Genomic DNA, 15,706 nt, shown 5'->3' with positions numbered 1-15,706 from the left:
ACCCTGAACACGGTTTTAGCCGCGCAGCCATGACGGGTTCGCGGTGTCCGACTGCCTTTTCGTCCCCGCATGCCCCTTGCCTGAGTGATTCTGGAAGCGACTGCCCGTTCGATCAGAACGTTTCCTGCAGTGCAATCCAGTTTCCTTCCTGTAAAGGCGTCCCGGCATGCCCGGCTATCTGACCAAGCAGCAAACGGTGTCCGTTGGTGGCACCGATTATTTCATTCGTTCCCTGTTGGATTCCCAGCAATATGCCGACCCGTTGGGCGAGGCTGAGCAGCGCGGCATTTCGCCAGCCAGCTGGTCCTTGTTTGGCCTGCTGTGGCCATCGGCCCGCGTACTGGCCCTGCTGATGAGCAGCGAGCCGCTGGCCGGCCTGCGCGTGCTGGAAATTGGCGCAGGGCTGGCGCTGGCCAGCATGGTGGTGCACCGCCGTGATGGCGATGTCACCGTCACCGACTGGCATCCGCGCAGCCCGGACTTTCTGCGGGAAAACCTGTTGCTCAATCATTTGTCGCCGCTGGAATACCAGGCGGGCGACTGGAGTGGCAGTAATCCGGCACTGGGGCGCTTTGACCTGATCATCGGCAGCGACGTACTGTACGAACGCCAGCAGCCGGGTCAGCTGGCACACTTCATCGACAGCCACGCCAATAGTGCGGCCGAGGTGATCATCGTCGACCCTGATCGTGGTAATCGTGCAGGCTTTTGCCGAGAAATGGCCACGCTGGGTTATGGCTTTGACAGCCAGCGGGCACCGGGCAAGATGGAAAGCGGCGAGGCTTACAAAGGCTGCATCGTGCGCCTGTCGCGCCAGAGGATGGCGGCCTAACTGCCCCAGCCCAGCACCAGCAGCCCGGCCAGCATGCCGGCGCTGGCGGCCAGCAGGGTGGGCAGGCAGCGCCGGGCCAGCGTGGCACCGCCCAGGCTGGCGATCAGGCCAAACTTGAAGGTGTTGTTGGCGGTAATGGCCAGCACCAGCGTGGTGGCCACTTGCTGGCCATCCAAGCGGTTTTCACCGAACAGGTTGAAGGCGGTGAGCGAGATGGCATCTACATCGTTCAGGCCGGAAATCAGCGCTACCACATACACACCCTTGCTGCCGAATTCGGCATTCAGCCAGGCGGCGCAGAACATCACCAGTGCAAACATGGCCCCAAACCCCAGTGCCAGTTTCATTTCTGAGGGATTGCTCAGTTGCAGGTCTGGTTGTGGCTGGCCGTTATTGTGCTGGCGCAACTGCCACAGGGCGGTGCTCAGTCCGCACAGCAGGCCCGGTACCAGCACCCATGCCACTGCCGGCAGCACGCTGGTTTGCACCACGGCGGCCAGCAGCAGCAACCGCACGAACAGCACCAGATTAGCCAGCAGGATGACGGCGGTGGCCAGCTGGATGGACCGCGGATTGGCACGGGCCTCGCGGGCGTAGATCAGGCTGGTGGCGGTGGAAGACACCAGGCCACCCAGAATGCCTAGCAACGGGCCGCCCACTTTCTGCCCCAGCAACTTCACTGCCAGGTAGCCGGACAGGCTGATGCCGACAATCAGCGTCACCATCAGCCATACCTGGTGCGGATTGACTGCCTGATAGGGGCCGAAGGTCCGGTTGGGCAGCAGTGGCAGCACGATGAAAGACAGGGCGGCAAACTGCAGCAGCGACAGCAGGTCGCGCCGCTCCAGCTTGTGGGTGATGCCGGATAGTTCCGGTTTCAGATAGAGCAGGCCGGTGGTGACGATGCCGACTGCCACGGCCACCCCGCCAAAGCCATGCCATACCAGGGCACCCAGGCAGTAGATCACCAGCAGCGAGGCCACCGTGGTGGTGCGTGGCTCGGTTTTGTCCGGTTCGCCGCTGCGTTCGGGCAGGAAGCCAAAGCTGGCCACGGCCAGCAGGCCTACGGTTTGCAGCAGCACACCGTGGCTGGGTGCATCCAGCATGGCGGTTAAGGTGCCGAGGATGGAGGTCAGCGGAAAGGTACGGATGCCGGCCAGGGTGCGGTGCTTGCGTTCACGCTCCACCCCCATCAGCAGGCCGATGGCCAGGCTGGTGACAAACAGCGGCAGCGCCTCGAACGGGCTGCCCTTGAGATTCAGCCATGCCGCCAGATCAATACCGCCCATGACTGCCTCTCCTTGCTGTTGTTATTGTTGCGGCAGCCAGTGGCGAATGCTGGCTTCGATGCCGGCAGCATTCAGGCCGCAGTCGGCCAGCAGCACGGCCGGGTCGCCATGTTCGACATAGTCGTCCGGCAGGCCCAGTTGCAGCAGCGGGCGCTGCAGGCCCATGGCATGCAGCGCTTCGCCACAGGCTGATCCGGCTCCGCCCATGATGACGTTTTCTTCCACGGTGACCAGGTAATCGTGCTGCTCGGCCAGTTGGCGGATCAGTGCGGTGTCCAGCGGCTTGACGAAGCGCATGTCGGCTACCGAGGCATCCAGCGCCTCGGCGGCGGCCAGCGCCGGGGTCACCATGCTGCCGAAGGCCAGTATCGCTACCTTGCCCTGGCCGCTACGGCGCAGCACGCCCTTGCCCACAGGCAGCGCGCTCATTTCCTGCTGGATTTCCACGCCGGGGCCCACGCCACGCGGGTAGCGCACGGCGCTGGGGCTATCCAGCTGGAAAGCGGTATACAGCAGCTGGCGGCATTCGTTTTCGTCAGACGGGGTGATCACCGTCATATTGGGAATGCAGCGCAGGAAAGAGATGTCGAATGCCCCGGCGTGGGTGGGGCCATCCGCCCCTACCAGGCCGGCACGGTCGATGGCAAACAGTACCGGCAGGTTCTGCAGTGCCACGTCGTGGATCAGCTGGTCGTAGCCGCGCTGCAGGAAGGTGGAGTAGATCGCCACCACAGGCTTGGCGCCGTCACAGGCGAGGCCGGCGGCAAAGGTCACGGCATGCTGCTCGGCAATCGCCACGTCGAAGTAGCGGTCCGGGTGTTCCTTTTCGAAACGCACCAGGCCGGAGCCTTCACGCATGGCCGGGGTGATGCCCACCAGACGCTGGTCCAGCTTGGCCATATCGCAAATCCAGTCGCCAAACACCTGGGTGTATTGCGGCTTGCCACCACTCTTGCCACCAGCCAGGCCATTGGCCGGGTCAAACTTGGTGACGCCGTGGTATTTCACCGGGTCGTTCTCGGCCAGCTTGTAGCCGTGGCCCTTCTTGGTGACGATATGCAGGAACTGCGGCCCTTTCAGGCTGCGGATGTTCTTGAGAGTGTCCACCAGTACATCGATATCGTGGCCGTCGATGGGGCCGATATAGTTGAAGCCGAATTCCTCGAACAGGGTGCCGGGGGTGAAGAAGCCCTTGACGTGTTCTTCCACCTTGCTGGCGATTTCCTTCAGCGGCGGAGCAATGCCCAGCACCTTGCTGGAGCCTTCGCGCATGGCCGCATAAAAGCGGCCCGACATCAGCTTGGCCAGATAATTGTTCAGCGCCCCGACATTGGGCGAGATCGACATATCGTTGTCGTTCAGCACCACCAGCAGGTCGGTATCCATCGCTCCGGCATTGTTCAGTGCCTCGAAAGCCTGGCCGGCAGTCATGGCACCGTCGCCGATGATTGCCACGCACTTGCGCTCCAAGCCCTGCAGCTTGGAAGCCACCGCCATGCCCAGTGCGGCACCGATGGAGGTGGAGGAGTGGCCGACGCCAAAGGTGTCGTAGGGCGATTCCTCGCGCTTGGGGAAGCCGGCCAGTCCGCCTTGCTGGCGCATGCTGCCCATGCGGTCACGGCGGCCGGTCAAGATTTTGTGCGGATAAGTCTGGTGGCCCACGTCCCACACCAGCCGGTCGTCCGGGGTGTTGAACACGTAGTGCAGGGCAATGGTCAGCTCGATGCTGCCCAGATTGGAGGCAAAGTGGCCGCCGGTCTTGCTGACCGTATCGACCAGGAATTCGCGCAGTTCCGTGGCCAGTTGCGGCAGTTGCTGGCGGCTGAGGGCACGCAGGTCGGAAGGCAGGTGGATGGTATCGAGCAGCGGGGTCATTGTTGTTCTTCTGCGGTTAAAACGAGCGGGCTACGATATAGTCGGCCAGTTGTTTCAGGCGGTCGGCATCCGCGCCGAAGCCATCCAGTGCGGCAAAGGCTTCGGCACACAGTTCTCGGGCAAACTGCTTGGCTTCGGCCAGTCCCATCAGGCTGACATAGGTCGGTTTGTCATTGGCGGCATCCTTGCCGGCGGTCTTGCCCAGCGTGGCGGTATCGGCTTCGCAGTCCAGCACGTCGTCCACCACCTGGAAAGCCAGGCCAATGCGTTTGGCGAAGATGTCCAGTTGTTCGATCTGTGCGGCAGACAGCGGCTTGCCGGCTTGTGCACCCAGCATCACCGCCGCGCGGATCAGCGCGCCGGTTTTCAGCATGTGCATGAACTCCAGCTCGGGCAGGTTCAGGCTCTGGCCGACACTGGCCAGGTCGATGGCCTGGCCACCCGCCATGCCGGCATGGCCGGAAGCGCGTGCCAGCGTATGGCACAGGCTGAGCTGGGTCGCCGGGCTGACACCCTGCATCGGGGTGGCGATCAGCTCGAAAGCCAGCGTCTGCAGCGCATCACCCACCAACAGGGCGGTGGCCTCATCAAAAGCCACATGACAGGTGGGCTTGCCACGGCGCAGCACATCGTCGTCCATGCAGGGCAGGTCGTCGTGCACCAGCGAATAGGCGTGGATCATCTCTACTGCGGCAGCGGCGCGGGCCAGGTTCTCGGTACTGGCACCGCTCAGTTCGCCAGCAGCAAATACCAGCAGCGGGCGCACCCGTTTGCCGCCCTGCAGCGTGACATAGCGCATGGCTTCATGCAGGCGTTGCGGCAGGCTGTCGGCGGAGGGCAGAAAACGCTCCAGCGCGGTTTCCATGGTTTGCTGGATCTGCGTCATCCAGCCGATGAAGGATTCATTGGCCATTGCTGAGGTCCAGCGGTTTGAGTTCGTCGTTTTCCAGAATTTTCAGCTGCTGCTCGGCGTCGGACAATTTGCCCTGGCAGAACTTGATCAGCTCGATGCCTTGCTTGTACGAGGTGAGCGCAGACTCCAGCGGCAGGTCGCCGCCTTCCATCGCCTGGATGATGTCCTCCAGCTGGGCCAGCGCAGTTTCAAAGCTGGCCGGGGCTTTGGCGGATTTCGCCATGGCGTTTTCCTTGTTGCAAAATCAGGTAGTCGGCCATTTTATTCCATTTCTCCGGCAACACGATAACTTTGTCAGGCGCGAGCGCGGCGGTGAAAGCGCTTTAGCAATGCCGGGTGGATGGTGTAGGGTGCCGGCTGTCTGTCTGAATATGAAAAGGAATTCCGGTGCACGCCCACCCCTGCATTCTGATTACCGGCTGCTCCAGCGGTATTGGTTACCACACGGCAAAACTGTTGCAGCAGCGCGGCTGGCGGGTGTTTGCCAGCTGCCGCAGTGGCGACGATGTGGCCCGGCTGCAAGCCGAAGGGCTGGAGAGCCTGCCACTGGATGTGACTGACAGCGAGTCCATTCGCCAGGGCTTGGCCGAGGTATTGCGCCGCAGCGGTGGCCGGCTGGATGCGCTGTTCAATAATGCAGGCTTTGGCCAGCCGGGCGCAGTGGAAGACATCAGCCGCCAGGCCATGCGCGAACAGTTCGAGACCAATCTGTTCGGGCCGTGGGAGCTCACCAACGCCGTGCTGCCGGTCATGCGCGCCCAGGGCCATGGCCGCATCATCTATAACAGCTCCATTCTGGGCTTCGCCGCCATGCGCTGGCGCGGTGCCTACAACGCCAGCAAGTTCGCCATGGAAGGCATGTGCGACACCCTGCGCCAGGAGCTGCACGGCACGGCCATCTTTGTGTCGCTGGTGGAGCCGGGGCCGATTGAAAGCCGCTTCCGCCCCAATGCCCTGCAACGCTTCCTGAAAAATGTCGATGTGACGGGCAGCGTGCATCGCGAGGAGTACGAAGGCCAGTTGGTACGGCTGAAAAAAGAAGGCCACGCCGCGCCCTTTACCCTGCCGGCCACGGCGGTTGCCGAGGCGGTGTGGCGTGCCATTACGGCTGCACGCCCGGCCGCGCGTTACCGCGTGACCACGCCGACCAAGGTGTTCTGGTTTTTGCGCCGGGTGTTGTCGACGCGGGCTTTCGACTGGGCGCTACGCAAGGCGGTGTAACGGATGATGTTTGACCTGCCGCTTCCGCGCGGCGGACGGGAAAGGGATCTTTACTTGGCCAAAAATCCCTTTCATCCCTAAAGGCCACCCAGCAAGCATGGCCTGGGGCTGCCCGCCGGGACCCGTCCGGTGCGAGGCGCGCCTGAACTCACGATTTGCTAACGTCAAATCGCTCAAAAAGGGCAGGCGCTTAAGACCTCGCCCCGGCCACCCGTGGGACCCAAGGGGCGCGTTGATTCGGTGGTTTCTGATGGTTTCGTGCAACGTCCATTTCTGCGCACTTTCCCCTGAAGTCACTCGGCCTGTCTTTTACTTAAAACCTCAGTCGAAGCAGCCCCAGTCCCGTCAGCGCGAGCCGACGCAGACGTGCTGCCCAGGGTGTTAAGCGGGCGGCTGTCCGCAGCGGCGCGACGGTAGCGCGCCGCAAGTTCCGGCCGCGCCCTGGGCGGCATGGCTGGGGCGGGGTTTCGACGCGCTGCGGGTCGCCTTTTCTTTGGGTCCTTTCTTTTGGCGAAGCAAAAGCAAAGGACCTCGCCGGCGGGGCGAGACCCGCGAAGTTAAACGTAGTGGGGCTGGATGAAAGTCGGGTAGCCATTGCCAAGTCAAAACAGGCTTTGCATCCGCTCACGCGGATGATGTTTTACCTGCCGCTTCCGCGCGGCGGACGGGAAAGGGATCTTTGCTTGGCCAAAGATCCCTTTCATCCCTAAAGGCCACCCAGCAAGCATGGCCTGCGGCTGCCCGCCGGGACCTGACCGCGGCGAGGCGCGCCTGAACTCGCGATTTGCTAACGTCAAATCGCTCAGACAAAGCAGGCGCTTAATACCTCGCCCCGGCCACCCGTCGGCATGCTTGATGGGGCCCAAGTGTTGCGTCGGTGCGGTGGTAAGGTCCGGGAGATGTAGCTGACTTCGTATGGCAAAGCCAACATGGAAAACGGAATTTCTGGTTTAGACCCATACCCGACATCGGCGATATGGGGTTGTGTGCCCAGAAGCTGACGCTGTAAGTGCTATTCAACAGTTGACCGCTGTTGATACCTATGGTTTGGCTTCAGTTTCGTCCTCAGCCAAAAGCGGAGGAACGTTGCTCTCAGCAAACAATGCTCGCAACAACCGTCCGAAGCGGTTCTCTTTCTCGGCTCTGGCAATGCGACGACATGCCTCCAAGAAATTCAACCCTGCCTGACCAAAGTGCTTCTCGTAGTTTTGGCCCTGCTCCAGGATATCCAAACTTTTAAGTACGAAAAGCTTGAAATCACGTCCTTTCAACGTCCGCATCGCTTTCTCGAAGTCATCAATCGTAGCGGCTTTCATCGCTGCTTCTTCCCTATAACCCCAACTGTCGTTCTCAATCAGTACTTTTATGGCATCGACTACAGTCATGCTGTGAGTTTCAACATCACGCATATTGTCTATTGCGGATTTAATTCTTGGGTGTAGCGGCCGTTTGTACGGTGATATCGTAAATTCAGTCTTGTCAGGGATAGTCTCAAAGTAAGCCAACCAACCATCAATCAATTCTTTTTCAAGTTTCACACCATCAGGTAGATCAACTATCTGCTTTCCTAGTGCCGTGACAGTGTAGGGATCAAGGTCAGCGACTCGGGTAATGAGCTTGACCGCATCAGAGACCAGATCGGTGTCGCTATCTGTAACAGCCCAATTGAAACGTTCAAAAAATACATCCGCGAGATTTCTAGCTTCGAGGCGATTCATGTTGTGTTGGTAGCCCTGGATAATGGCCTCAACCGCGTTTGCGTCATGGCTTCCATCGCGAACAAAGGCGACAACCAATTCTTCAAATTCGCCCGAAGAATTGATCCCTAGCTTTGACAGAAGCACTTTCCATGCAGCGGGTGTGGATTCCTCACCACTCTCCTTTGACACATCACTTTTCTGCTCAATGTAGTGCTTAATAAACTCGCCATCGCCTCGATTGTAGCCTGCGACATACTCCAAAGTCGGTCCATTCTTGATAGCTTTGTTTGCAATGGCAGAAATGAGCACAATCGAGGGGACCGTTCTTGCTTGTATTGCAAGAGGCATATCTCCGGTCTCACCAAGGAGCCGAACCACATGACGGTAAGCCTTACGGATGATCCGGATATTAGTGATTCCGCACGCCTCCACCGCAGTCCTAGCCATTTTTCGATAAGGACTCGTCAAGTCCGGAACCGCGATGTCAAACGCCTCTTCGGGTGTCGGTGTGAATCGAAGTTCTTCTTCGACCACTTTCTCTCGAAATGTTGTCCAGAGCTCAGTGTCAGCGGACAAGGAGAACTGGTCCGCGTTGAGAATCAAGAGGAATCGTGTACCAAAATTCTGAGAGTACTCGTCGACGAAGCCCAAGACCTCGTCAACTGACAATGAAGCATGCTTGCGCTCGATGTCGTCGACAACTACGAATCGATTACGCAGGGCGACAGGAACAGCTACTAGCGTAAGTTCGTCGAGCGCAGAAAACCCCTCGTGAACCTTCTTCAAGGCTTCGCGACTGTGTTGCCAGGTTTTCGTTAGAATTTCTGTCAGTGCGCTACTCTCTCCGCCTATTGGAAGCGCGCTTTGAACTACCTTGAGTTTGAGCTGATTGATGTCTTTCAAGCCAAAAAGGGAAACGTAGCGCGCGCCTTCGACAATCGGGTTTTGCGACTCTTTGCGAATCTCGTTCCAGAGGTGGGTTTTGCCGGTACCCCATGCGCCAACCAACGCGAAGACCTTTATGTCGGCGTTGTTGATTAGCGAGATCAACTGCGTTTTAGATTGTTTGATCATCATTTACTTTATTTGGCACTTAATCCAGCAGGCTCTTCCGGCTGTACGACGTTCGGGTTGAATCACTGGCGTACTTGCTCATCCAGATCCGGTGAATATTTTTCGAGATTCAATGTGGGCACGTTGTTATTTCTCAATTGTGCACCAACACCTAGACGGCGCTTGTATATGGGCCGCTCCGAAGCTGTATTTCTCGACCGGCAGCTCCTAGCCGTCAGCAGCCATGCTAACGCATTGGCATAAAACTTTCTTGTCCCTAATCAGGAATCCAACTACCCAGCGTGCTGTCTGACAAATCGATACCGGCACTTGGTTTACAGGACGCCGCTCGCATTTCTGCGGCACACCCGCTATCCCCCCGTCCCCATCAACTGCGCCAGCACCCATGCCGCCGCCCGGCCGGGCTGGCGGGCTTGCGACCACACCAGGTCCACCCGGACTGATTTGGGCCAGCCGGCCACATTCAGCGCTTGTAGTTCATCCCCACCAAAGTTTACCGCCAGCCAGCAGGGCAGTTCGGCCCAGCCAAAACCCAGCCGTGTCATTTCCAGTAGCAGCAGATAGCTGGGGGCAGACCAGCAGCGTGCGCTCAGCGTGGCGCTGGGTGGGCCGTAGTAGGTGTTCAGCCGCAGCTCGCGCTCGGCCGCCAGTTGTTCGCGGCTGACTTCCGGCAGTGTCGCCAGCGGGTGGCCACTGGCCACATACAGATTGCTCTGGCTGGCATCTGCCATGGGGTAATGGCCGATGTCGGCCGGATAGCGTGCCAGGCCCGAGACAAAACCCAATTGGGCGCGGCCACTTTCCACCAGGTCGATCACGTCTTCTTTTTCTGCCACCAGCGTTTCCAGTTCCAGCGCCGGAAACTGCTGCTCGAAACGATGCAGCATCTGCTCCAGCGCCTGCGACTGGAAGGTGTCGGATAGCACAATGGTCAGCCGTGGTTCCAGCCCGCCGCCCAACAGGCCGGCCACCCGGCCCAGCGCGTCGCTGGCATCCAGTAGCTGGCGGGCATGGCTGAGCAGCTGCTGCCCGGCAGGGGTGAGTACCGGCTGGCGGCCGCTGCGCTCGAACAGGCTGACGCCCAGGTCGATTTCCAGATTGGCGATGGCTTCGCTGATGGTGGACTGGCTCTTGCCCAGGCGACGGGCGGCAGCAGAAAACGAGCCCAGTTCGGCGGCGCTACTGAAGGCGGCGATGGCGTCTAGCGACAGTGACATATCGGACTTTCCGATGGGTTTTATTTTTTAACTATCCGTCAAACCAATCACAATGTCACCCGATTCGAGCCACTCAGCAGCATTACCTAGAGGTGACACCATGCAGACGCAACACGACAAGCCTGTCAGCGAGCGGATTTTCCATGCCGTGCTATACGAGCTGTGCGCGATGATCCTGCTGGTGCCGCTGGCCTCGCTGGTGATGGACACCGGGCTGGGGCATATGGGTGTGCTGGCGCTGATGATGTCTACGGTGGCCATGTTGTTCAACATGCTGTTCAACGCCCTGTTCGAGCGAGCGGAACGGCGCTGGGGGCTGACGCGCACGGTGTGGGTCCGCAGCGCGCATGCCTTGCTGTTTGAAGGAGGGCTGGTGGTGATGCTGGTGCCCTTGGCGGCGTGGTGGCTGGCGGTGTCGCTGTGGCAGGCATTTTTGCTGGATCTGGGCTTTTTTGCCTTCTTCCTGCCTTATACCTATGTGTTCAATCTGGCTTACGACCGAATTCGTTTGCGTGTCATACAGCGCAGGCATACTGCCCGGCTTCGCGCCGAGGGCGTTGCGGGAGAGTGAAGATGAATAATGCATGGATTTTCCTGTCGGTAGCCATTCTGTCCGAGGTGGTGGCTACCTCGTCGATGAAGCTGACCGAGGGCTTTACCCGGCTGGGGCCGTCGCTGGTCACGGCCATCGGCTACATGATTTCCTTTTACATGCTGTCGCTGACCCTGCGCCATGTGCCGGTGGGGGTGGTGTACGCCATCTGGTCTGGTGTGGGCATCGTGCTGGTGTCGCTGGTGGCCTGGCAGCTATACGGGCAAAAGCTGGATGTGCCGGCCATGATCGGCATTGGCATGATCATGGGTGGGGTGCTGGTGCTGAACCTGTTTTCCAAGTCATCCAGTCATTGAGCGCTGTGCGGCACAGTTCGCCACATTGGTGCAGGTAAAGGGGGAGGGCTTCCCCCTTATTTTTATGCCGATACCACGGATGCCTGGTCGCTGGCCTGGTCGATGATGCCGCCGCATACCTGATTGCGGCCATTGTGCTTGGCCTGGTACAGATAGTTGTCGGCCTGTTTCAGTAGGGTGCCGATATCGGCCTCCTCGGCGGCGGCCATGCCGATGCTGACGGTAAAGCGCAGATCACCCAGCGGCGTGCTGATGCAGAGATTGGCCAGCGCCCGCCGCAGCTTGTCCAGCTGACGCAGCATGCCGGGGGCGTCCATGGGCTGCGCCAGGATGACAAACTCTTCGCCTCCGAAGCGGGCGATGATGTCGTCCGGGAAAAACGACTCCAGCAAGCGCGCAGTCTGGCAGATCACCCGGTCGCCAATATCATGGCCAAAGCCATCGTTGATGCGCTTGAACAGGTCGATGTCCAGTACCGCCACGCTGTAGTTGTGGCGCAATCCGTCCACCTGTTCGAAAAAGTGGCGGCGGTTTGACAGGCCGCATAGCGGGTCCTTGTTGGCGGATTCCTGTAGGGCCTGCAGGTTTTCCACAAACTCCACGTTGCGGGTGACGCGGCAGAAGAATTCTTCGTAGTTGAAGGGCTTTTGCAGATAGTCATCCGCCCCGGCCTTGATGAAGCGGGCGGTCATGGTGGGGTCCTGGCTGCCGGAAATGCCGATGATGGCCAGGCGGGTGTGGTCGAGGAAGCGGCGCACGGTGCTGGTCATGCGCACCCCGTCCATGCCCGGCATGTCGTGATCGGTCAGCACCAGCTTGATGCCGGTTTCGCGCCGCAGAATGCCCAGCGCCTCTTCGGCGTCGGCAGCTTCCAGTACCTGATACAGATGGCGCTCCAGTTGCAGGCGCAAGAACTGGCGCACCGCTTGTGAATCGTCCACCACCAGCACCTTGATGCCGGGATTGATGCGGATGCGGCGCAGCATCTTCATCACGTATTCAAAGGCGGATGGGCTTTCCTTAGGGATGTAGTCCACCACTGGCATGCTCAAAACCCGCTCGCGGGTCTGCATGTCGTTATGTGCGGTCAGCACCACGGTGGGAATGCGGTTTTCCAGCAAGAGCGGCAGCACCTCGCCGCTGGGTGCGTCCGGCAGGCAATAATCAGCCACGGCAGCCATGAAGCGCGGGTCGTCTGCCAGCGCCTGGCGGACTTCGGCCATGCTGGTCACAGGAACCGCAACAAAGCCTTGCTTGTTGACCATGCGGCATAGCGGACGAATCAACATCAGGCTGTCTTCGATGACAAGAATGCGCGGGGCGGCCGTGCTCATGGGTATTTTGCTGTCGGTCAAGAGAAGTATGTTCATTATTGTCGAAGCTGGCCTATCTGTCAGTAAACCTTGCATGACAAATACCACCGTGGCGAATGGCTGCCGGCTCGGAGAACACCGCAAAAAAGGGTATAATCGACCCATTTTTTCAGCATAAGACACACCATTCACCACCATGGAACTTGCCAAGAGCTTTGAACCGGGCGATATCGAACGTCGCTGGTACCAACAATGGGAACAGGCCGGCTACTTCAAGCCGAGCATGGACACCACCAAGCCGTCCTTCGCCATCCAGCTGCCGCCGCCCAATGTCACCGGCACCCTGCACATGGGCCACGCCTTCAACCAGACCATCATGGATGGCCTGACCCGCTACTACCGCATGAAGGGCGACAACACGGTGTGGATTCCTGGCACCGACCACGCCGGCATCGCCACCCAGATCGTGGTGGAACGCCAGTTGGCCGAGCAGGGCATCAACCGCCACGACATGGGCCGCGAAGCCTTTACCGCCAAGGTGTGGGAGTGGAAGGAAAAATCCGGCGGCACCATTACCAGCCAGATGCGCCGCGTGGGCTGCTCGGTGGACTGGAGCCGTGAATACTTCACCATGGACGACACCCGCGCCGAAGTGGTGACCGAAGTCTTCGTCCGCCTGTTCGAGCAAGGCCTGATCTACCGTGGCAAGCGCCTGTCCAACTGGGACCCGAAACTGGGCACCGCCATCTCCGACCTCGAAGTGGTTTCCGAGGAAGAAGACGGCCACATGTGGCACATCAAATACCCGGTAGTCGGTAGCGACGAGTTTGTCACTGTCGCCACCACCCGTCCGGAAACCCTGCTGGGCGACGTGGCCGTAGCCATCAACCCCACTGACGAACGCTACCAGCACCTGCTGGGCAAACAGCTGGAGCTGCCGCTGACCGGCCGCACCATCCCGGTGATTGCCGACGACTATGTGGATGCTGCCTTTGGCACCGGCTTCGTCAAGATCACCCCGGCGCACGACTTCAACGACTATCAGGTGGGCAAGCGTCACAGCACCCAGCTGATCAACGTGATGAGCCTGGAAGCCACCATGCTGGCCCGCGCCCAGGTGTTCGGCTTTGACGGCTCGGTACAAGGTACCATCGACCTGCCGGCCGCCTATGCCGGCCTCAGCACCAGCGCCGCCCGTAAAGCCATGCTGGCCGATCTGGAAGCCCAGGGCCTGCTGCTGGAAACCAAACCGCACAAGCTGATGGTGCCGCGTGGCGACCGTACCGGCTCCGTCATCGAACCCTTGCTGACCGACCAGTGGTTTGTCGCCATGGACAAGGTGGCCGTAGATAAAGATGGCCAGCCCGACCCCACCGGCCAGTCCATCGCCGCCAAGGCCATCGACGCAGTACAGTCCGGCGAAGTGCGCTTCATCCCGGAAAACTGGGTCAACACCTACAACCAGTGGATGAACAACATCCAGGACTGGTGCATCAGCCGCCAGCTGTGGTGGGGCCACCAGATCCCGGCCTGGTACGACGAAGACGGCAACATCATCGTCGCCCGCAGCGAAGCCGAAGCCCAGGCACAAGCCCCGGGCAAGACCCTGCGCCGCGAACAGGACGTGCTGGACACCTGGTTCTCCTCCGCCCTGGTGCCGTTCTCCACTCTCGGCTGGCCGGAAGAAACGCCGGAGCTGAACGCCTTTGTCACCTCCAATGTGCTGGTGACCGGTTATGAAATCATCTTCTTCTGGGTCGCCCGGATGATCATGATGACCAAGCACTTCACCGGCAAGGTGCCCTTCCGTGACGTGTACATCCACGGCATGGTGCGCGACCACGAAGGCAAGAAGATGTCCAAGTCCGAGGGCAATGTGATCGACCCGGTGGACCTGATCGACGGCATCGCCCTTGAGCCGCTGGTGGAAAAGCGCACCACCGGCCTGCGCCGCCCGGAAAAAGCCCCGCAGATTGCCAAGGCCACCGAAAAGCTGTTCCCGGAAGGCATCCCGGCCTATGGTACCGACGCCTTGCGTTTCACCATGGCCAGCTACGCCACCCTGGGCCGCAGCGTCAACTTCGACTTCAAGCGCGCCGAAGGCTACCGCAACTTCTGCAACAAGCTGTGGAACGCCACCCGCTTCGTGATGATGAACGTGGAAGGCAAGGACTGCGGCCAGGACGAAAGCCTGCCGCTGGAGTTCAGCTTTGTCGACCAGTGGATCATCGGCCGCCTGCAACAGGCTGAGGCCGACGTCACCAATGCGCTGGAAACCTACCGTTTCGACCTGGCCGCCCAGATCATTTACGAATTCATCTGGAACGAGTACTGCGACTGGTATGTTGAGCTGGCCAAGGTTCAGCTGCAAAACGGCAACGAAGCCCAACAGCGCGCTACTCGCCGCACCATCGTGCGCGTGCTGGAAGTGGCCCTGCGCCTGACTCACCCGCTGATGCCCTTCATCACCGAAGAGCTGTGGCAAACCGTGGCCCCGCTGGCCAATGCCAAGCACACCGACTCCATCATGCTGGCGCAATGGCCGGTAGCCGTGCCGGAGAAGATCAATGCCGAGGCCAATGCCCGCATGGATGCCTTCAAGGACATGGTCAACGCTGTGCGCAATCTGCGTGGCGAAATGGGCATCGGCCCGGCCGTCAAGGCCCCGCTGTTCATTGAAACCAGCGATGCCTCGGTAGCGGACTTCATCCCTTACCTGAAGCTGCTGGCCCGCCTGACCGAAGGCAGCATCGTCGCCACCCTGCCGGCAGACGACGCCCCGGTCGCCATGTCCGGCAACGCCCGCCTGATGTTGAAGGTGGAAGTGGACAAGGCCGCCGAAACCGCTCGCCTCACCAAGGAGCTGGGCAAGCTGGACGCCGAGCTGGCCAAGCTGACCGCCAAGCTGGAAAAACCGGGCTATGTGGACAAGGCCCCGGCGCATCTGGTGGAGCGCGACAAGGCGCAGCTGGCGGAGCTGAATGACAAGATGGAGAAGGTGAAAGTACAGCTGGCCAAGCTGGCCTGATTGGCTTCATCCCGCATGCAAAAGCCCACCGTTTGGTGGGCTTTTTTGCGTCTGGGGTCTGCATATGCGAGTACATGGATGACACTTTTCGTGCTGCCCATTTGGAAAATCACCAAAAAATCAAAGACAAAGACAAAGACAAAGACAACTTTGCGGGTCTCGCCCCGCCGTCGAGGTACTTTCTTTTGCTTCGCCGAAAAGAAAGTACGGCGGTTTCAAGGGCCAAGTGCAACACGAACCAATTAAAGGTTAAGTTGTTGCATGCAAAGAACTTATGAGCACCTAAGTGCCGAAGAACGCGGGTTCATCATGGCAATGAAACAGCAGGGAGAAAG

Annotated in this window: 12 protein-coding genes; 5 read left to right on the top strand and 7 right to left on the bottom strand. The window is 59.9% G+C overall.

Translation table 11 applies throughout. The features are described from left to right. The first annotated feature begins 166 nt into the window (after positions 1–166). The gene (locus tag H2Z84_RS16910; protein WP_181836992.1) at positions 167–832 is read left to right on the top strand and encodes a class I SAM-dependent methyltransferase; all 666 of its coding nucleotides are present in this window, start codon (positions 167–169) and stop codon (positions 830–832) included. Here H2Z84_RS16910 and H2Z84_RS16905 read toward each other — a convergent pair. From H2Z84_RS16905 to H2Z84_RS16890, 4 genes are read right to left on the bottom strand one after another with little or no spacing between them, the layout of a single operon-like run. Next, positions 829–2,121, bottom strand: a complete 1,293-nt coding sequence (locus H2Z84_RS16905) for an MgtC/SapB family protein (RefSeq protein WP_181836991.1) — start codon at positions 2,119–2,121, stop codon at positions 829–831. The two genes, H2Z84_RS16910 and H2Z84_RS16905, sit on opposite strands and share 4 nt — an antisense overlap. A gap of 21 nt (positions 2,122–2,142) precedes the next feature. Beyond that, positions 2,143–3,996, bottom strand: a complete 1,854-nt coding sequence (gene dxs / locus H2Z84_RS16900) for a 1-deoxy-D-xylulose-5-phosphate synthase (RefSeq protein WP_181836990.1) — start codon at positions 3,994–3,996, stop codon at positions 2,143–2,145. Between the two features lie 16 nt (positions 3,997–4,012). Beyond that, positions 4,013–4,909, bottom strand: a complete 897-nt coding sequence (locus H2Z84_RS16895) for a polyprenyl synthetase family protein (RefSeq protein ID WP_181836989.1) — start codon at positions 4,907–4,909, stop codon at positions 4,013–4,015. After that, positions 4,899–5,132, bottom strand: a complete 234-nt coding sequence (locus H2Z84_RS16890; protein WP_059284794.1) for an exodeoxyribonuclease VII small subunit — start codon at positions 5,130–5,132, stop codon at positions 4,899–4,901. The genes H2Z84_RS16895 and H2Z84_RS16890 overlap by 11 nt, the downstream gene beginning before the upstream one ends. Before the next feature lie 164 nt (positions 5,133–5,296). Between H2Z84_RS16890 and H2Z84_RS16885 the strand changes: the two genes are divergently transcribed. Continuing rightward, positions 5,297–6,130: an SDR family NAD(P)-dependent oxidoreductase gene (locus H2Z84_RS16885; RefSeq protein ID WP_181836988.1), complete on the top strand. Its 834-nt coding sequence runs from the start codon at positions 5,297–5,299 to the stop codon at positions 6,128–6,130. 1,040 nt (positions 6,131–7,170) lie between these two features. Here the strand turns inward: H2Z84_RS16885 and H2Z84_RS16880 are convergent. After that, entirely contained in the window at positions 7,171–8,907 is a 1,737-nt protein-coding gene (locus H2Z84_RS16880) for a P-loop NTPase fold protein (protein ID WP_181836987.1), read from the bottom strand. 347 nt (positions 8,908–9,254) lie between these two features. Then, a complete protein-coding gene (locus H2Z84_RS16875) occupies positions 9,255–10,121 on the bottom strand; it encodes a LysR family transcriptional regulator (RefSeq protein WP_181836986.1) in 867 nt (288 codons plus the stop codon). Positions 10,122–10,221: 100 nt separating this feature from the next. Here H2Z84_RS16875 and H2Z84_RS16870 point away from each other — a divergent pair, with 100 nt between their 5' ends. Together H2Z84_RS16870 and H2Z84_RS16865 are read left to right on the top strand one after the other, a co-directional pair. Next, positions 10,222–10,692, top strand: a complete 471-nt coding sequence (locus tag H2Z84_RS16870; RefSeq protein WP_181836985.1) for a multidrug/biocide efflux PACE transporter — start codon at positions 10,222–10,224, stop codon at positions 10,690–10,692. A 2-nt stretch (positions 10,693–10,694) separates the two neighbouring features. Next, positions 10,695–11,030 carry an SMR family transporter gene (locus tag H2Z84_RS16865; protein WP_103523293.1) on the top strand — a complete coding sequence of 112 codons (336 nt, stop codon included), beginning with the start codon at positions 10,695–10,697 and terminating at the stop codon, positions 11,028–11,030. 62 nt (positions 11,031–11,092) lie between these two features. Here H2Z84_RS16865 and H2Z84_RS16860 read toward each other — a convergent pair whose 3' ends face one another. Then, positions 11,093–12,364: a diguanylate cyclase gene (locus H2Z84_RS16860; protein ID WP_181836984.1), complete on the bottom strand. Its 1,272-nt coding sequence runs from the start codon at positions 12,362–12,364 to the stop codon at positions 11,093–11,095. Positions 12,365–12,539: 175 nt separating this feature from the next. On the opposite strand from H2Z84_RS16860, the gene H2Z84_RS16855 reads away from it, so the two are divergent. Next, positions 12,540–15,371 carry a valine--tRNA ligase gene (locus tag H2Z84_RS16855; RefSeq protein WP_181836983.1) on the top strand — a complete coding sequence of 944 codons (2,832 nt, stop codon included), beginning with the start codon at positions 12,540–12,542 and terminating at the stop codon, positions 15,369–15,371. Positions 15,372–15,706: the final 335 nt, after the last annotated feature.

Origin of the sequence: Aquitalea aquatica (genome assembly GCF_013911085.1) — a bacterium.
GTDB classification, from domain to species: domain Bacteria; phylum Pseudomonadota; class Gammaproteobacteria; order Burkholderiales; family Chromobacteriaceae; genus Aquitalea; species Aquitalea aquatica.
This window is presented reverse-complemented; position numbering and strand designations above follow the sequence as displayed.